The sequence below is a fragment of the Pandoraea terrae genome (assembly GCF_902459695.1).
Taxonomy (GTDB): domain Bacteria; phylum Pseudomonadota; class Gammaproteobacteria; order Burkholderiales; family Burkholderiaceae; genus Pandoraea; species Pandoraea terrae.
In genome coordinates, this window is sequence record NZ_CABPRZ010000040.1 from 15,033 (window position 1) to 32,205 (window position 17,173).

A 17,173-nucleotide genomic window follows, 5' to 3' on the forward strand; every position below is an offset into this window, starting at 1 on the left:
GCGCCCCGTCAAACCGGTAACAGGGCGGTCAGTTTTTCCTGCTTCATCGCATTGGCCCGTATGGCCTCGCGTTGTGCGGCGATCCTTTGCGCCAGGGCTTCGCGCTGGCGCAACAAATCCGCACATGTCTGCTGTGTTTGCGCCACCTGCGCGCGCAGCCCATCCGCTTCGCCGCGTAGCGCTTCGAAATCCTGCCGGTCATGCATGCCGCAACGTGCGAGCGCCGTCTCCCATGACGCGTACAGCTGCGCCGATCGCTCACGGCATGCGCGCACGGCATCGTCGAGCGCTGCGGCCTCGGCCTGCATCGCCGACAGCGCCGCCGCCAGCCGCCGTTCGCGCCGCCGCGCCAGCGCATGCAATTGCCGCAGTGCGGCTAGTTCACGGTCTCCGAGAGCCATGCCAGCGTCTCCTCGAAATCCGTTCGTTCATCCGTCGATTGGCACAGGAACGCGGCAATCGCTTCGCGCCGTGCCAGCGCATCGTCCGTCTCCCGATCCTGCCCGTGCTGGTACTCGCCCACGCGCACGAGCAGCGCGACTTCGCGGTAGAGCGCCTGCAGGCGGCGCAGCCGGCCCGCATCGCGGCCATGCGCCGGATCGCAGATCTGTGTCATCACGCGACTGACGCTGGCCGACACATCGATCGCCGGGTAGTGGTTTTCCTGCGCCAACTGGCGCGAGAGGACAATGTGACCGTCGAGAATCGAACGCACCTCATCGGCCAACGGCTCATTGAGGTTGTCGCCCTCGACGAGCACCGTATAGAACGCCGTGATACTGCCCCGTGCCGCCGGCCCGGCGCGTTCGAGCAAGCGTGGCAGGCGCGCGAAAAAGCTCGGGGGAAAGCCGCTGGCCGTCAACGGCTCGCCCGCCGCCATGCCGATCTCGCGTGCCGCCCGGCCGAAGCGCGTCAGCGAATCCATCAGCAGAAGCACTTCCTGCCCCTGATCGCGAAAATATTCCGCGATCGTGGTCGCCGTGTACGCCGCCTTGATACGCTCCAGTGCAGGCCGGTCCGAGGTCGACACGACCACGACCGCCCGGGCGCGCGCCTGCGGCGTGAGGACATGTTCGAGAAACTCCCGCACCTCGCGTCCGCGTTCGCCGATCAATGCCAGCACGACGACGTCGACGCGCGCACCGTCGCACAACATTCCCATCAGCGTGCTCTTGCCGCCGCCGGCTGCCGCGAAGATGCCCATGCGCTGGCCGCGTCCGCATGTCAGCATGCCGTCGATCGCCCTGACCCCCAGCGGCATCGGCGTATCGATCGGCGCGCGCGTCAGCGGCGGCGGCGGCGCGCATTCGAGATCACGCACTTCGCACCCGCGATTGTGCGTGTCCGCGCATGGAAGCGCTGGCTTCGCGCCGTCGACGGGCCGGCCGAGACCGTCGAGAACGTGTCCGAGCAGGTACTCGCCGACGGACACGCGGCATGCCGCGCCCGTCGGCAGCACCAGGCATCCGGCCGCGACGCCGCGCGGCTCGGCATAGGGTGAAAGCCAGGCATGGTCGCCCTCCACTGCAATGACCTCCGCATCCAGACCGCATCCGACGAGATGGCATTGTTCGCCCAGCGCCACACGCGGCAGCACCGCGCGCAAGGCCGTCGGCGTTACCTCGATCACCCGGCCGTAGCGCAGGTCCTCGGACGGCCGCGCCAGCGCCGAATCGACCGCCATGCGCGTAGCCGTCAGACTGCGGCGCAGTCCATTGGCGATCCGTTGTGCCGAGGGCAGGCGCATCATCGTTCCGGCGCCAGATCGATCGTGCCCAGCAAGTGCAACGACGCCTCCTCGCTGACCTCCTGAAACGACAACACCGGAACATGGGCAAGGTCACGCTCGATCAACTTGCGCACGAAGCGCCGCACGTCGATCGCCGTCAGCAATACGGCGGGGGTTCCATCGTGGCGCGCGACGGCCTCCTGAATACGCGCCACGATGGCGTTTGACTGCTCCGGCGCGAGTTCCGCATAGGTGCCCGCAGATGTCTGCCGGACCGACGCGCGCACCATCTCTTCAATGCCGGCGCCCACCGGCCAGCCGGCGATAGACGGCTTGCCCCGGCGAAAACGTCCGGTAATATGGCGCCGCAATCCGAGCCGGACGTATTCGGTCAGCATGATCTGGTCACGCTCCTTTGGGGCCCATTCGATCAAGGCCTCGAAGATGCGGCGCAGGTCGCGAATCGAAATCCCTTCGGCCACCAGGCGCTGCAAGACTTCCGCAATTCGGCTGATGGGCAATTGCCGCTGGAGCTCCTTGACCAGCTCGCCATAGCGGTCTTCCATCGCGTCCATCAGGTAACGGGTCTCCTGCACGCCGACGAAATCAGCCGCGTGCGCATCGATGACGACGGAAACACAATGCGCGATGCAAGCTTCGTTCTCATACAGCACGACGCCCGCGCCTTGGGCAGCCGCGGCTTGCGCCGCGTCGAGCCAATGCAGGCGAACGCCGCCAAAGGGCAACGCGTCGGACTGCGCATCGCGCGGCAGATCAAGGCGCGGCGTGTCGGTATCGGCGAGCGCCGCGTCCTTCGGCACCGATAACGCGAGTACCGGCTCGTGGTAAAGATGCACCTCGAACCGGTCCGCGTCGAGCGACGGTGCGGGCAGCACTTCGATATCGGGCATCGGTACCCCGAACTGCTCGAATTTCCGCTCCCGCAGGGCGTCGATCAGCGCCCCCAGCTTCGCTGCATCGCCGAGCCCGGCGCCCAAGTGCACCTGCAAAGGCTTCGCGCCGGGCTTGCTTTTGCGCTCCGCAGCCGGCGCACCGGCCGCGAGCGCCGCGCTGTCGGCGCGTTTTCGGCGCGACACCCACCACGCGGCCGTACCGGCCAGCGCGCCCAGCGGCATGAAGTAATGCACCGGAAAGCCGGGGATCAATCCGAACAGCACCATCACACACGCCGCCACCAACAACGATTGCGGCTGATTGGCCAATTGGTCGGTCAACTCGCGCGCCAGGTTCCGGCGCTGCTCTCCCGGCACCCGCGTCACGATAATCCCGGCTGTCACGGAAATCAGCAGTGCCGGTATCTGCGACACAAGGCCATCGCCAATCGACAGAATTGCAAACAGCGCCGCCGCATCGCCGGCGCTCATGCCCTTCATGAAGACACCGACCCCGATGCCGCCCAACAGGTTGACCACGATGATGACGAGCCCGGCAATCGCGTCGCCCTTGACGAACTTCATCGCCCCGTCCATCGCGCCGTAGAACTGGCTCTCCTTTTGCACGACGCGGCGCAATCTGCCCGCCTCGGCCGAGTCGATCGAGCCGGCGCGCAAATCGCCGTCGATGCTCATCTGCTTGCCCGGCATACCGTCGAGCGAGAAACGCGCCGAGACCTCGGCCACCCGCTCCGACCCCTTCGTGATCACGATGAAGTTCACGATGGTGATGATCAGGAACACGATCATGCCGACGACGATGTTGCCACCGGCCGCGAAATCGCCAAACGTATAGACGATATCGCCGGCATCGGCCTGCAACAGGATCAGGCGGCTGGTACTGATGGTGAGGCCGAGCCGGAACAACGTCGTCATCAGCAGTACAGACGGAAACGCGGAGAAGTCGAGCGGCTCGTTGACATACAGCGCCACCATCAGCAACAGCATCGATACCGCCAGGTTGAAGGCGGTCAGCAAGTCCATCAATGCCGGCGGCATCGGGATGATGATCATCAGTACCGTGAGCAGCAACAGCGCCGCCAGCACGATGTCCTGGCGCCCGGCGGCAATCCTCAACCAATGAAGCGTGCGATTCATGCCGGCGCCACGGCGAGACGGATCAGCACCCGGCGCATGCCCTCGAAACATGCCAGCCAGTCGCCGACCGTGCACGCCACCGGCGGCGCCGCAATCAGCATCGGCCGGCCTGCGGGGCAACAGGCGCGTACCGGCACGCCGCAGGCCCACTCCGGTTGACAAGCGCCAAGCAACGACGGCAGGCAGCCCAGTCCGGCGCGCGTACGCCGCAAGGTCGTGAGCGCGAGGGTCACGCGCCCTTCCGTGGCGTCGACGAACAATCGCAATGGCGGCATTCGCACTTCCATCTGCGCTTCGCAACGCACGACACCAATGCCCGTCAACTCAAAGAACTTCTCCAGCTTTCGCTGCGTTTGCAAATCCATTGTCATCCGTGAGCCGAGGCGCGTATCGCGCGAGCCCGGACAAGATCGTCCGGCACGCCATGCGTGCACCGCCGGGTGCGGCGCCGCATTCGCATGGCGATGCGATCTTCGCCGAGCCCGCCTCGGGATTGCATCGGGCGAACACCTGAATTCGCGCCCGCGCCGGGCGACTCCCGGCGTCAGACAATCAAACCGAGCCGATGCGCCGAGTTCACGACGTCAGCAACACTGTGCGCGTCGATCTTGCGCATCAGGTTCAGGCGATGGGTCTCAACGGTCTTGACGCTGATGGACAACGCTTCGGCGACATCGCGATTGCGGTGCCCCTCGGCGATCAGCTTCAGGACCTGAAGTTCGCGATGCGTCAGCGCATCGGCCCCGGCGACCTCGAGTTTGTGCGTGCTGCCGGAAGCCATGAGTGCAGGATCCACGAAGGTGCGACCGGCGACGGCCAGCCGTGCGGCCGTCAACATGGTTTCATGCCGGCTGCTCTTGAGGACATACGACAGCGCGCCGGCATCGAGCGCCCCGCGTGCGCGGCGAATATCGCCGCATGCGGAGTGCACCACGATCTTGAGCGCCGGCCACCGCTGCCGGCATTGACGAATCACCTCGACGCCGTCCATGCCGGGCAGTCCGAGATCAAGCACCACCAGATCCGGTTGGTGCGTCTGGCACGCACGGTAAACCTCGAGGCCATTCTCCACCCTGGCCAGCACGCGCCAGTTCAGCACGCGTTCGAAGAGTTGGCACAGTCCGTCCGCCAGCAAGCAATGATCTTCCACGATAACCACGCCCATTTCGTTTGCCATCTGCGATTGACTCCTGTGTACGCGTTACCCGCAACGTCGTGTTTTCCATGAACACCGGGCGATCCATACGGACCGAAAATTGCGCCCACATACATCGGCATCCATGCTTTTCAGGTATTCACCCGATGATGGATACGATGGCGGACGCGACAATGACCTCCCTTTTCCCGCCATTGTCCTGCACTCCCCATGACGCCACCCGCTTGCCTGACCGCCATCGATTGGATCGTCGCCCGGCGCGGCGACGATGTCCGGTGCGCGCTCAACCTTGCGGGCCATGATGGATGGTGTTGCAGCACGCCCGCCGGCTTCTGCGTCGCGACCGAGATTCCGATCGACGACCCCACCGACATTCCGACACGCTGGCTGCACGGCATAACGCTTGCCGTGGCGGGCTCGGCCGACTTGCAAGACGACCAACTGTGCATTGCCAACGCGAAGCTCTGGTGGGTGCACCACTTTTCCGCCAGCGCCTGCACCGCGGTTGTCGAGGCGCACCTGAACCGGCAGTTGCTCGCCTGCGATCTGCTGGCCCGGCAGGCGGAACAAGCGCGGCCCGCAAACGCCGACCACGCTTCGATCCGGCCATGAGACGCGGCGTCGCAGGCCTTGCGGCCGGACTGGGGGCGCTCATGTGGGGCGCGGGTGTGCCTGCCGCGGCGGATACACCGGTCTGGCGCGGCCCCCCATTCTTCTTTCACAGCGTCGGCACGCCGCTTGCCGAAGTGCTGCGCGATTTCGGCGGACACTACGGCATGCCCACGCTCGTGAGCGCGCAAGTCAACGACACGTTCATCGGCACCTTGCAGGACATCCCGCCGCAACGCCTGCTCGATGAGCTTGCGCAACGTTATCGGCTGTCCTGGTATCACGACGGTCAAACCCTGCATGTCTACAAATCGCTCGAAACCTCACGGCGTCTGCTGACGCTGCGCTACGTCAAACTTCCTGTTGTCGCAGAACACCTGCGCGCCGCCGGCGTCCTGCATCCAAAACATTGCCTGGCCCGGGAGATCACGGCGGCCAACGCGGTAGAGGTCGCCGGCGTTCCTGCATGTCTCGAAACCGTCAGCGCGCTTGCGCAACATCTCGAAGACAGCGCCCGCCAAACGCAGGAGAGCGAGGAGTCCATCGAGATCCTGCCGCTGCGCTATGCGTCCGCTGACGACACCCGCTATCAGTATCGCAACCAGCAGGTGGTCGTCCCGGGGATTGCTTCCGTGCTGCGCGACCTCGTTCTCGGCGCACGTCCGCTTGCACAGGACGCCGAGGCGGCGCCGAGTCCCGCAACACCCCGGTTTTCCGCCGACTCGCGCCGCAACGCCGTGATCGTGCGCGACCGCCGGCGCAATCTGCCGATTTACGCCGACCTCGTGCGTCAGCTCGACATCAAGCCGCGCCTGATCGATATTTCGGTTTCCATCATCGACGTCAATGCCAACGACATGGACGCCCTCGGCATCGACTTCTCTGGTGCGACACGCCTGGGCGGCGCCGGTTCAGTCGAATTCAATACCGGATTGACCGAAAGCAGCAATTTTTCGACCGTCGTCGGAGACACCGGAAAATTTCTCATTCGGCTGAACGCACTCGAAAAGAACTCCAAGGCACGTGTGCTTTCCCGTCCGTCGGTCGTGACGCTCGACAATATGCAAGCCGTGCTCGACCGCAATATCACTTTCTACACGAAGCTCTACGGAAATAAGTCCGGCAACCTCGAAAGCGCGTCAACCGGGCTGCTTTTACGCGTCACGCCGCGCCTTGTCGACGAGGCTGGCGCACAGGAAATCATGCTTTTTCTGAATCTTGAAGACGGTCATCTCACCCCCGACAAGACGAACGTCCGCAAGGACATTCCGAATATCAGCAGTTCGTCGATTTCAACGCATGCCACATTGCGTGCGGGACAAAGCCTTTTGTTGGGCGGATTCCTACAAGACGAACAACACGAGAGTGAACAGAAAATTCCCTTGCTCGGCGACATCCCGATCCTCGGACGGTTGTTCAGCTCGACCCAGAATCGCACGACCAGCGTGATTCGCTTGTTTCTCATCAAGGCCGAGCCCGCGCCCCTTTCGTGACGCCTCATGGCCGAATCATTCAAGCTGAAGCTGCTGACCGGCCCGCTGGCCGGCCGCGAACTCCCGTTGCCGCATGGCGTATTTCGCCTGGGCGGCGACGACGCGGACATTGCCGTCCCGCTTGACGACAACGTCACGACCGCGCTCATGATCGACGATAGGGGCGTGCGGCTCGGCGCACCGGTACCGCTGTGGATCGACGGGCGGCCCGAGACGGTCGACGACTGCCTGCCGCTCGATCGCGCGCTCGACGTGGCCGGCTTCGGGTTCGCGCTGGGCCGCGAAACGGACCTCATCGCGACACGCGAGCTGGTACCGCGCAATGCGTGCGTGCCGGTGCCCCCCTGGTCCGCCGTCAGGCCGGCGCCGTCCATGCCAAAAAGGTTTCTGCCCGGGCGTGTCGGGCGCGTGGCGGTCGCCGCCGGCGTGACATGCGTCATCGGCGCCGCGACTGTGGCGCAATGGCCCGTGACGGCGAAGGTGCCGGCGCCAACGCCGGCGGCGCAGCTTGCCGCGCTGGTCGATCGCGTCGGCGCGACAGCGCGCATCGACGCAAGCTTGCAAAGCGATACCTCCGTTCTCATTCACGGCGACTGCACCGATGCGCGTGCGCTGAGCGCGCTGCGTGCCGGCGTGCGGGCCATGGGGCTGGCCATTCGCGACGAAACGGAATGCCGCGCCAGTGCATTGGAGGCCGTGCAAACGACGCTTCGCATGCACGGCTATCGCGACGTCACCGTCAACATGGCGGCGGACGACGCCAAGGTCACCATCTCCGGGCCGATCGACGCCGACGATCGATGGCGCAGGGCGGCACGTGCGCTGGACGACATGAAATTGCGGGGTGGGTGGCACGTAAGCAACAGCATCGCGTCGGAACTCGAAACGCTGGCTGCGCTGCTCGCGCGCCACCGGCAACTTCCGGGCGTCGGCGCCATGCGTGTTGGTGGCACTTGGGTGGTCACCGCGCAATTGTCGAGCGCGAGGCGCCGGGCCGTTCAGGCATTGCTCGACGAATTCAATGCAGATCAACCACCGCACGCCCGGGCGCGCTTCGATCAATTGCCGAATCGGCCGGTGACCGGGGGCGATGCATGGCTGCCGGCATCCGTCGCGAGCGTGGGCGGCGACGTCCGAGCACCCTATGCAACGCTCACGGACGGCACGCGCCTGACCGTCGGCACCCAACTGCCGAGGGGGCTGCGCGTACTGGCGATCGGCAGGGAGGGCGTGTCGCTGCTACGTAGCGACCGCCTGATTCACGTACCGCTGGCCTCGTGAGGTACCGCCATCATGACACTGACGAATCTTGAAAACCGACTGCGCGACGGTGGCCCGGCACTGGCAGGTGAGCGCGACGCACTTGTGCATGCCTTGCGGGCGTTGGGCGCCGCCCTGCGCGAGGGGCACCCGCCGGCCCATCATCGCGCGCTGACGGCGCAAGCGAACGCGTGTGCCGCGGCCATCGATGTTATCGACAAGCTTGCGGCGCGCTACCGTCGCAACGGCTGAGCGTGTGCGATGACGCGCGCCGGCGCCACTGGGCATGCCGGAATCGACAACTGGCGTACGCCGACAACAGCACAACGGTCCACGGAAGTCTACGATCGTAGCCAGACCGCGCCGAATGCGCGGCACCGCCGCCGCGCGCGTTCGGGTGCCGCGACGGCGTGCCCGATGCAGATGAAGCCCACCCATGGAAACCATGCATTACGATATCGCCCAGACCCTCGTAGACGCCCTCAAACTGATCGGTTGCGATCCATCGAAAATCGGCCGCATCGATCGCCATTCGCCCATTGAGCTGACGTTTCATGCGTCGCCGAGCATCATCATCGAAATGATCAACGACGACTGCGGCATCCACGCGGTGGTGGCGAGCGACGAGGGCGCGCGACTGCATCGCGCCAATAGCGAGCGGCTGCTCCAGTTGCTGATCGAACCGGCCGGATGGGCCACGACCGGGCATGTCCAGCTTCGGGCGGATGACACCCGGCTCGTGCTGCACGCGCTGTTCCGGCAGGACACGGTGGCCAACGCGGAGCCGCTGGCGCATGCGCTGACCGACTTCTATGACCGCATCAAGCAGTGCAGGGAGCATTTGACCGCGTAAGCGCAAGCGTTGCGGCGGCGTCGGCCACGTTCTCGCGCGCGGCCGGCCATCCCGCCCTTCAGTCGTTGTCGTCGCCGGCGCCTGCGAGCGCGCTGCGGCGTTTCGCCAGGGCCGTGAGCAGCATCTCGCGCTGGCCACCGTCGCGAAAGCAGGCGTCGTGTGTCCACTGCGTGAGCGTCGTCAGCTCGCGCGTCAACGCGTAGGATCGTTCGGGTGACGTCACCCCGAGTCGCGCACTGCGCATCGCAAGCCACCCCGCGTCCATCCAGGGCTGATCGAGCATGGCAAGCATCTCGGCGATCATGGTGTCTGTGTCGATGCCCACGACCCCGGCCGCAACTGCGCATTGCGATTCAAGTGTCATGAAAAGCAGCACGCGGCGCACGTCCTCGATCACGGTGGCCAGGCGCGCGCTTTCGGCGGCCGCGCCTTGCGCGCCGAGTTCGAAGCCGAGCGTGCGCAGCAGCGCTTCGAGGCGCTTGCCCCGATCAGGCATTTGCCGGCAGGCATCGAACCATTGCGCCATCGATTGCTCGCGGCACGATGCATGACGATAGAGCTGCGCCAACTGCCGTGATAGCGCCGGCGTCGTATCGCCGCACACCCATTCGCCGAAAAGTTCGAGCGCCCATCCCTCGGCGCATGTCGCGTCGTCGAGCGCACGGCGCAAACGGCGGCGTTGCGTCTCATCCAGACCGGGCCTGCCCAGCCAGAATGCGAGGATCAATGCGCTTGCCCCGGCCGACACCCCCTCCCGACGCAGCAGCGCGAGCGGGTCCGGCACCGCCGGAAGATCGGGGAAGCGCTCCTGCATCGCGTGAAGGTGGGCCGGATTGATCCGATTGACCTGGCGCGCGAGCTGCTCGAGCAACAGCCGGCCCCGCACACGATCGTCGCGCACGTCCTCCCTTCCCGGGCGCCGAAACCGCGTGCCGAGGGCGAGGCTGAGATTTTCCCGGGATTCGGCGACGGCGCTGTCTTCATCATGCGCTGCAGATGTGATGACCTGAGCCATGTGCGTCTGTGGCGGCAATATCTGCCGTGGCGCCTGTGATCCTTCCCCTTCGAGTTCGTGCCATTCCTCGTCGAGGATTTGATCAAGCGCCGTCGCCGCAGGCGGCGCCGTGCGGACGCGCGGCGTGAGCGAATCAGCCATAAGCGAATCCGGGTGCCGGGGTCTGAAGGAAGTGCTGTCGGATGCGTGCAAGATCGGCATCGATATCGATCCGCACGCTTGCCACCGGGCTTTCCAGCAAGGCCTGCGAGGGCGGCAGCCGGCTGTCCGGCATCGCGCGCAGGGGCGCCAGCGCCACCAGCGCGGTCTTGATGCCTTCGACATGATCCGGATGCGCACGCAGTGTCAGGCCGCCGTCGGCCGCCATCGCCGGGATATTGCGGGCGATGCGCAGCGAAAGCATTTCGACGGTGTCCTGCTGGCTGACGAATGCCGCCAGCGCGCTCGCGATGGCCTCGCGAATGCGCTTGTCGAGGCTTTCAACGATCGTACGCTCCAATGCCGACTCATCGGCGAACCAGGTCACGGCAGCGTCGACTGCCGCGGCGCGCGCTGCGTCGATTTCCTCACGCGCGGCCGCCATGCCCGCACGCCTGGCCGATTCGCGAATCGCCTCCGCCTCGCTTTTTGCCTGGGCAAGACACCGTACGGCGGCCTCCCGATGTTCATCGGCGAAGACATGCGCGCGCTGAAGCACCGCTGCGGCATCGGCCGCCGATTGCATGCGCTCGGCGGATACGATCGGGCCTGAGGGCGCACATCCGGCCAATCGTTCGATCGGGATGCGCAACGCCCTCATAACCAAACGCCCAAGCGCTGCAGGCTGTGCCATGGATCGTTCGCCCAGGGTCTTGCGAGGTCGCGCCCATCGTTCGCGCACAAGGCCGCCGCCTCGCCCACGGCTTGGCCGGCCGCGGGCGGCAGCAGGCTCAACATGGCGCGGTGAACGTCGCACGCCTGCTGCGCGCCGGCGCATGTCGCCGCGAGCGCCCGGGTGCCGGCGGCAAGGGCGGCGTCGCGCAACTGCGCAGGTTCAACCTGCGGCGCGCCGGGCCACTCGCGCCGGGTCAGCAGCAAGCGGTCGCACTGTGAAGGCAGCATCCAAGCCGACAGCGCTCGCCGGAAAACGCCCAGCAACAGGTAGTCCGCACAAGCGAGCTCGCGCAAACCCAAGGCGAGCGTCAGCATGAGAAATCTCGGCCGCAAGCGCAGCACCGCCCGGGCGGCATCGTCGAGCGGGCCCGGCAGGGTCGCTCGCGGCCAGCCCCGCGCGGCGACAATACACCGGTCGAGCGCGGCCCGGCATCCGGGCGCGTCACGATAAGCGTCATGCCACGCGTCCAAGCCCAACGCCGGCCACCAGCCGCGATGCATCATGCTGCCCGGCCGCCACGCGAGGGCATGCCAGTCAGCGAAGTGCCGGTCGATCATGCAGGCCCTCCAGTGCGCCTGCGGCGGCGCAGAAACCACGCGAACCCGCCAGCGCCGACGAGCAGCGCCAACGCCACAATGGCCGCCGGCCAAGGCACAGCCTGCAGCTTTTCCGCCGACGGCATCGCCTTTGCCGCAGGCAAGCGGTAATCGGAAGCTTGCAGCACGACGCTGATTCGCTCGGGCGCAAGGCCCGGCACGCTGTCGTGCACCAGGCTCTTGATGTCGGTCACGCGCTGTGCAAGATTCACTTCTGGCGTGTACTTCACAAGCACCGCCACTCCGGGCGGTGCCGCCGGCCTGCCCGCGCTGTCGGGCGGGGCATGCGCAATCGACACGTCTGCGGAAATCACGCCTTCCATGCCGGTCAGCATCTTTTCGATGCGCTGCTCCTTCAGATAGATCAGCTTGGCCTGCTCCTGCAAAGGGGAGCTCACGAGCTGGCCGGACGGAAACACGTCGGCGACCGAGTCGCGCCTGCGCTGCGGCAAGCCGTGCTGGCGCAACACCTCGACAGCGTGCACGAACTGGGCGCGCTCGACGCGCAAGTTGACCGTACCCGTGGCCGCGGGGCGTTTATCGGCATCGATGCCCGCGAGCATCAACAGCGCGAGCATCTGATTGGCTTCGCCCTCCTGCAGGCCGCTATGGAGATCGACCTTGCACCCCGTCAGCAGGAGCAGCGCGACCATGCCTGTAACGCGGCGAAAGCGCACCGACATCATTGCATTTGCGTGAGTTTGTTGACGGCCTGCGAGACCGTGCCAGCCACTTTGGCCACCAGTTCAAGTGCCAGGACCCGCTTTGTTAGCGCCGTTTGCTCAGCCAACATGCGACCGGGGTCGCTCAGCGCGCCAGGCCCCGAGAAGGCCGTGCCGGCGAGTCCGTCGGTCGCTTGCGCCACGCCGCGCACGGCGTGCAACAAGGCGTGCTCAGGCAACGGCGGCGCCCCCATGAGCGCCTGCGCGAACTGTTGCGCGGCTGTGGCGTCGGTGGCGGCGCCGGAGATATCCCCGGAAGCCGAGGGTGCCAACGGACTGGCAAGGGCCGCATTGACTGCCATGACGGGATCAGACATGTCGTGGAGGATTGAGTGGGATCAACGGGGCCGCCGGGACAACCGCCGGCAGCGGAGCATCATGCGGCAGCGAATGCGGACCGCGCCCGCGTGCCGCACCGATCCATTGGCGCAGCGCGCACGCCTCGGTCGATGCATCCTGCCGCAGACATGCGGCGGCCTCGTCCCCGCGCCCAAGCGCAATGAGGCAAGCCGCGTGCAAGCGCCGCGCTGCGTCCGGATCCGGCACGAGCGCAGGCAGCGCCGCCATGATCGCATCGGCCTCCGATGCCAATCCGTGGTGCGCCGCCGCGAGTCCGGCCTCGACGATCAGCCTGCGCAATGTTGCGGTCAGCGGCACGCTCATGCGATCTTCGCGATGATGCCCATCAACGTGTCCTTGACGAGCTTGATGACCGCGCTGTGTGTGCCCACGACAATCGAGTATTGTTGCAACGCGAACTGCATTTTCAGCATGTCCTGTGTATCGTTTGTCTTGTGCTGTTCCATGGCGCTGACCGCCTGACTCGAGGCGTGCCGCACCATGCCTGACATCCGGTCATTGATTTCCTCGACGTTCACAACGCCATTTCCTTGTCGTGCGCGCCGTGTCCCGCGACCAGATCGGCCCGCATCAAGGCAAACGCATCCGCCGTCGGCAGCGCGACGCGCATGCCGCCGCGCAGCGGCGGCGCGCCCAGACGAATCTCCGTCGGCGCGCAGTCGAAGCGCTTGCGAAACGTGTCCGTGAAATGCGCGTGGTTGGTAAAGCCGCACTCCAGTGCGATATCGAGCACCTTGTGCCGCGTGGAGAGCAACAGGTCCCGCGCGAGTCGCAAGCGCCGCTCAAGCAGCCACTGCTTGGCCGGCATGCCATAGGTTTGCTGGAACAGATATCGGAACTTGCGCAGGGGCATGCCGAACTCGTCGGCAAGGCGGCCGACCGGCCACGGCTTGTGGAAATTCGCCTCGACAAAATCAAACAGGGAATGACTGCCGGCAATGCTTTGCCTCAGCAACGCCGAAAAATACACTTGATCGCGGCACAAGCAATAGACGAAGACGAAACGCAGCAGCGCCATGCGATCGGAAGCCTCCAGCGCCTGCGCAACTTCGAACACGCTCGATTCCAGTGCGAGCGTGCGTACCAACTGCCGATGAAAGACGCCCAACGGCCGCCTGTCGAGCAGATCGACGACATCGGCATATAACGCCTGCAGATCGCACACATGGAAGTCATGAAAGCGCGATGCCGCGTCATCATCGAGCGACGCCTCCGGAACGGTGGCCGTCATGCTGCATGCGGGGACCGCGTGCAGGATACCGCGCACTTCCAGTTCAGTCGGCTTTGCATTGAACAGAAACCTCACCGTACTCATGGCCTCACCTGTGATGGAGATGGTGCGTCGAAGATACGGGGGGCAGCCTCACACCGTCATCCGGTAATCACCTGAACCCGGCACAAGGAAGGTTGCTGTCGATAGTTATCCGAAAATTCTTATGCGAGATTCGAAAGTACTTTTCCCAAACGCGCCCTGGCCGCCTCTACGCCGGTCAGGCCGGAACGGCGGGTGCAAAATTGTCGGCGCGCGACGGGCCACCAACGTTTGTAAAGTTGATAGCGGAACTGGCCGCGCAACAGGTCACCCGGTTCCAAATACTTGAGAAGATCGGAAAGCAGACGGATATCGTTGGCCGACACGCGGCGAACTTCCCGGCATTGAACGTGCCGTCGTCATTGCGGCAACCGAAGTCGCCCGAAGCCACCTCCCGGATGAGGGCGGCGCCGGGCGGGATCAGCGTGCGATGGCGTGCTCGCGGGCCGGGGCCAAGGCGGGGGCCGCGCCGGCGATGATACCGCCGCCCAGGCAAATCTCGCCGTCGTAGAGCACGGCGGATTGGCCCGGTGTCACGGCCCACTGGGCATCGGCGAAGGACAGCGTCAGGTGGCCGGCGTCCGCGCGCGTGACCGTGCAGGCGGCATCCGCCTGGCGGTAGCGCGATTTCGCGCCGCACTGTGTCCCCTCGGCCGGCGCCTCGCCGGCGACCCACGAGAGGTCTTCCGCATCGAGCGTATCCGAGAGCAGCCAGGGATGATCGTGGCCCTGCACGACGTACAGTGTATTGGCCGCCATGTCTTTCTTCGCGACGAACCACGGCTCGCCCGAGCCGTCGCGGCTGCCGCCAAGGCCGATGCCCTTGCGCTGGCCGAAGGTGTAGAAGGCCAGGCCAACGTGTTCGCCGACAACGGTCCCGTCAGGCGTCTTCATCGGTCCCGGCCGGGTCGGCAGGTAGCGGTTGAGAAAGTCGCGAAACGGCCGCTCGCCAATGAAGCAAATACCGGTCGAGTCCTTCTTCTTTGCGTTCGGCAGACCGATGCTTGCCGCAATCTCGCGCACTTTCGTCTTCGGCATTTCGCCCAACGGAAACAGGGTGCGCGAGAGCTGACGCTGGTTCAGCCGATGCAGGAAATAGCTCTGGTCCTTCGTGTGGTCCAGCGCCTTGAGCAGTTCGAAACGCCCTTCGCGCTCGCGCACCCGGGCGTAGTGGCCCGTGGCGATCGTCTCGCCGCCCAGCGCGATGGCGTGGTCGAGAAACGCCTTGAACTTGATTTCGGCATTGCACAGCACGTCGGGATTGGGCGTGCGGCCGGCGGAGTACTCGCGCAGGAATTCCGCGAACACCCGGTCTTTGTACTCCGCAGCGAAATTCACCGCCTCGACGTCGATACCGATCAAATCGGCGACCGACACCACGTCGATCCAGTCCTGCCGGGTCGAACAGTACTCGCTATCGTCATCGTCTTCCCAGTTCTTCATGAACAGTCCGACGACGTCATAGCCTTGTTGTTTGAGCAGCCATGCCGTCACTGACGAATCGACGCCGCCTGACATGCCCACCACTACGCGTTTCTGACTCATGTGTTGCCCTGCCCGCCGGCCAATGCCGGATGGGAGTAAAGAAGCGCCAGGTCGAAGCGCTGGCCGCCAAGGTAATCGTCGACGCATCGCTCCAGCAGCGGACTGCGGTGGCGTGCGCGTTGTGCCCGAATCTCTTCCGGGCTCAGCCAGAGGATCCGTTGAATGCCGGCGTCAAGTCGCTGCCCGGCGATCTGCTCGCCCAACTCGCCCGTGAAGGCGAATCGCAGGTAGGTCACCGGACTCGGTCCCGGCGCCAGGTAAATGCCGAGCAGGTGTCGCGCGACAAACGCGTGCGCCGTCTCCTCGCGTGTCTCGCGCGCAACGGCAGCCAGCAGCGACTCGCCATATTCGAGGTGACCGGCCGGTTGGTTAATTTGCAAACCGTCCGGCGTTTCCTCTTCGACGAGCAGGAAACGGCCGTCCCGCTCGATCACCGCGGCCACCGTAACGTTCGGCTTCCAACGTGCGTCCATCGCGTTACCTTGGGATTTCTCCGGGGGATACCCCGCTAAGGCCGCTATTTTACCGTCTGGCGGGACTTTTCGCAGACGGCGGCGCAGCGCCCGCTCCCCGGAAGGACAAGGGATACGTGGCGATACTGTCTGCTGGGAATAACCTTATGCCAATACGTGTAATAGGCTTGTGCCCAATCTTCGGGTAAGCTTGCCGCTCAAGCAGTGCGCAGTCTTGTAGTACCGCCTCACCGAATTCTTGTAGTTAGTTCCAGCAGGACTCCAGCAGGACTAATGTCATCAGCGGCGACGGGGTACGCGTAATTAGGGTGCAAGCCCTGCCCCCCGGCAGCGTAAACCTCTGCTCCTTGGCCGTTGACGAGATCCGTTCTACATACCAAGGAGAAGTGCAATGAGAATCGGCATTCCCGCCGAGACGCTCTTCGGCGAATCCCGCGTTGCGGCTACGCCCGAGACCGTCAAGAAACTGGTGGCTGCGGGCCACCAGGTCATCGTCGCGCGCGGTGCTGGCGTGGCGGCAAGCGTGCCGGATACGGCGTTCGAAGCAGCCGGCGCCTCCCTTGGCTCGGCGGCAGATGCGCTCGGGGCCCAGATCGTGCTGAAGGTGCGTGCACCGTCAGGGGAAGAGCTCGCCCAGATTCCCCGGGGAAGCGCGCTCGTCGGCATGCTCAACCCGTTCGACACCGAGAACAACGCCCGCATGGCCGCCGCCGGGATCAATGCGTTCGCGCTCGAAGCGGCGCCGCGCACCACGCGCGCGCAGAGCATGGACGTGCTCTCGTCGCAGGCCAACATCGCCGGCTACAAGGCGGTGATGCTCGCCGCCAATCTCTACCAGCGCTTCATGCCGATGCTGATGACCGCCGCGGGCACCGTCAAGGCCGCCCGCATCGTCGTGCTCGGCGCCGGCGTGGCCGGCCTGCAGGCCATCGCCACGGCCAAGCGGCTGGGCGCGGTCATCGAGGCCTCCGACGTGCGCCCCGCCGTCAAGGAGCAGATCGAGTCGCTCGGCGCCAAGTTCATCGACGTGCCGTTCGAGACCGACGAAGAGCGCGAGATCGCGCAGGGCGTGGGCGGCTACGCCCGGCCGATGCCGGCCGCGTGGCTCGCGCGCCAGGCGCAGCT

General features: G+C 65.5%; 22 protein-coding genes. 6 read left to right on the forward strand and 16 right to left on the reverse strand.

The features are described from left to right. Positions 1-8: 8 nt before the first annotated feature. The 5 genes from PTE30175_RS26765 to PTE30175_RS26785 all read right to left on the reverse strand — a co-directional run bounded on the left by PTE30175_RS26765 (position 9) and on the right by PTE30175_RS26785 (position 4,957). Positions 9-401, reverse strand: a complete 393-nt coding sequence (locus tag PTE30175_RS26765; protein WP_150700109.1) for a hypothetical protein — start codon at positions 399-401, stop codon at positions 9-11. Then, positions 377-1,747, reverse strand: coding sequence for a FliI/YscN family ATPase (locus tag PTE30175_RS26770; protein ID WP_150700125.1), 1,371 nt, complete (start codon positions 1,745-1,747; stop codon positions 377-379). The genes PTE30175_RS26765 and PTE30175_RS26770 overlap by 25 nt, the downstream gene beginning before the upstream one ends. Continuing rightward, positions 1,747-3,780: a type III secretion system export apparatus subunit SctV gene (sctV, locus tag PTE30175_RS26775; protein WP_150700110.1), complete on the reverse strand. Its 2,034-nt coding sequence runs from the start codon at positions 3,778-3,780 to the stop codon at positions 1,747-1,749. Before sctV ends, PTE30175_RS26770 begins: the two co-directional genes overlap by 1 nt. Then, on the reverse strand, positions 3,777-4,145 hold the full coding sequence (locus tag PTE30175_RS26780) for a hypothetical protein (RefSeq protein ID WP_150700111.1): 369 nt from the start codon (positions 4,143-4,145) through the stop codon (positions 3,777-3,779). Before PTE30175_RS26780 ends, sctV begins: the two co-directional genes overlap by 4 nt. A 179-nt stretch (positions 4,146-4,324) precedes the next feature. Then, positions 4,325-4,957 carry a two component system response regulator gene (locus tag PTE30175_RS26785; protein WP_150700112.1) on the reverse strand — a complete coding sequence of 211 codons (633 nt, stop codon included), beginning with the start codon at positions 4,955-4,957 and terminating at the stop codon, positions 4,325-4,327. Positions 4,958-5,146: 189 nt separating this feature from the next. On the opposite strand from PTE30175_RS26785, the gene PTE30175_RS28385 reads away from it, so the two are divergent. From PTE30175_RS28385 to PTE30175_RS26805, 5 genes are all read left to right on the forward strand, one after another. Then, positions 5,147-5,548 carry a hypothetical protein gene (locus tag PTE30175_RS28385; RefSeq protein ID WP_191629238.1) on the forward strand — a complete coding sequence of 134 codons (402 nt, stop codon included), beginning with the start codon at positions 5,147-5,149 and terminating at the stop codon, positions 5,546-5,548. Further along, positions 5,545-7,038 carry an EscC/YscC/HrcC family type III secretion system outer membrane ring protein gene (locus PTE30175_RS26790; RefSeq protein ID WP_191629239.1) on the forward strand — a complete coding sequence of 498 codons (1,494 nt, stop codon included), beginning with the start codon at positions 5,545-5,547 and terminating at the stop codon, positions 7,036-7,038. Before PTE30175_RS28385 ends, PTE30175_RS26790 begins: the two co-directional genes overlap by 4 nt. A gap of 6 nt (positions 7,039-7,044) precedes the next feature. Further along, positions 7,045-8,319: a type III secretion system inner membrane ring subunit SctD gene (sctD, locus tag PTE30175_RS26795; RefSeq protein ID WP_150700114.1), complete on the forward strand. Its 1,275-nt coding sequence runs from the start codon at positions 7,045-7,047 to the stop codon at positions 8,317-8,319. Positions 8,320-8,331: 12 nt separating this feature from the next. Then, complete coding sequence (locus tag PTE30175_RS26800; RefSeq protein WP_150700115.1) at positions 8,332-8,550, forward strand: EscE/YscE/SsaE family type III secretion system needle protein co-chaperone; 219 nt, start codon at positions 8,332-8,334, stop codon at positions 8,548-8,550. 184 nt (positions 8,551-8,734) lie between these two features. Continuing rightward, on the forward strand, positions 8,735-9,151 hold the full coding sequence (locus tag PTE30175_RS26805; protein ID WP_150700116.1) for an InvB/SpaK family type III secretion system chaperone: 417 nt from the start codon (positions 8,735-8,737) through the stop codon (positions 9,149-9,151). A 58-nt stretch (positions 9,152-9,209) separates the two neighbouring features. On the opposite strand, the gene PTE30175_RS26810 is transcribed toward PTE30175_RS26805, so the two are convergent. The 11 genes from PTE30175_RS26810 to PTE30175_RS26850 all read right to left on the reverse strand — a co-directional run bounded on the left by PTE30175_RS26810 (position 9,210) and on the right by PTE30175_RS26850 (position 16,048). Further along, a complete protein-coding gene (locus PTE30175_RS26810) occupies positions 9,210-10,307 on the reverse strand; it encodes an HrpJ domain-containing protein (protein ID WP_191629240.1) in 1,098 nt (365 codons plus the stop codon). Beyond that, a complete protein-coding gene (locus PTE30175_RS28390; RefSeq protein WP_191629241.1) occupies positions 10,300-10,965 on the reverse strand; it encodes a hypothetical protein in 666 nt (221 codons plus the stop codon). The genes PTE30175_RS26810 and PTE30175_RS28390 overlap by 8 nt, the downstream gene beginning before the upstream one ends. Then, positions 10,962-11,597: a type III secretion system domain-containing protein gene (locus tag PTE30175_RS26815; protein ID WP_150700118.1), complete on the reverse strand. Its 636-nt coding sequence runs from the start codon at positions 11,595-11,597 to the stop codon at positions 10,962-10,964. The genes PTE30175_RS28390 and PTE30175_RS26815 overlap by 4 nt, the downstream gene beginning before the upstream one ends. Continuing rightward, a complete protein-coding gene (sctJ, locus tag PTE30175_RS26820) occupies positions 11,594-12,322 on the reverse strand; it encodes a type III secretion system inner membrane ring lipoprotein SctJ (protein WP_150700119.1) in 729 nt (242 codons plus the stop codon). Before sctJ ends, PTE30175_RS26815 begins: the two co-directional genes overlap by 4 nt. Next, positions 12,319-12,660 carry a type III secretion system inner rod subunit SctI gene (gene sctI / locus PTE30175_RS26825; protein WP_191629242.1) on the reverse strand — a complete coding sequence of 114 codons (342 nt, stop codon included), beginning with the start codon at positions 12,658-12,660 and terminating at the stop codon, positions 12,319-12,321. Before sctI ends, sctJ begins: the two co-directional genes overlap by 4 nt. Positions 12,661-12,667: 7 nt before the next feature. Then, complete coding sequence (locus PTE30175_RS26830; RefSeq protein WP_150700121.1) at positions 12,668-13,021, reverse strand: EscG/YscG/SsaH family type III secretion system needle protein co-chaperone; 354 nt, start codon at positions 13,019-13,021, stop codon at positions 12,668-12,670. Next, complete coding sequence (gene sctF, locus PTE30175_RS26835; RefSeq protein WP_224788994.1) at positions 13,018-13,236, reverse strand: type III secretion system needle filament subunit SctF; 219 nt, start codon at positions 13,234-13,236, stop codon at positions 13,018-13,020. The genes PTE30175_RS26830 and sctF overlap by 4 nt, the downstream gene beginning before the upstream one ends. Then, complete coding sequence (locus PTE30175_RS26840) at positions 13,233-14,033, reverse strand: helix-turn-helix transcriptional regulator (RefSeq protein WP_224788995.1); 801 nt, start codon at positions 14,031-14,033, stop codon at positions 13,233-13,235. The genes sctF and PTE30175_RS26840 overlap by 4 nt, the downstream gene beginning before the upstream one ends. 119 nt (positions 14,034-14,152) lie before the next feature. Beyond that, complete coding sequence (locus PTE30175_RS28395; protein WP_191629243.1) at positions 14,153-14,356, reverse strand: hypothetical protein; 204 nt, start codon at positions 14,354-14,356, stop codon at positions 14,153-14,155. Between the two features lie 94 nt (positions 14,357-14,450). Continuing rightward, entirely contained in the window at positions 14,451-15,575 is a 1,125-nt protein-coding gene (gene mnmA, locus PTE30175_RS26845) for a tRNA 2-thiouridine(34) synthase MnmA (protein WP_150700122.1), read from the reverse strand. Beyond that, positions 15,572-16,048 carry an NUDIX hydrolase gene (locus tag PTE30175_RS26850; RefSeq protein WP_150700123.1) on the reverse strand — a complete coding sequence of 159 codons (477 nt, stop codon included), beginning with the start codon at positions 16,046-16,048 and terminating at the stop codon, positions 15,572-15,574. The genes mnmA and PTE30175_RS26850 overlap by 4 nt, the downstream gene beginning before the upstream one ends. Positions 16,049-16,439: 391 nt before the next feature. Between PTE30175_RS26850 and PTE30175_RS26855 the strand changes: the two genes are divergently transcribed. Next, positions 16,440-17,173: Rossmann-fold NAD(P)-binding domain-containing protein (locus PTE30175_RS26855; protein WP_150700124.1), on the forward strand; the 734-nt coding region annotated here is incomplete at its 3' end.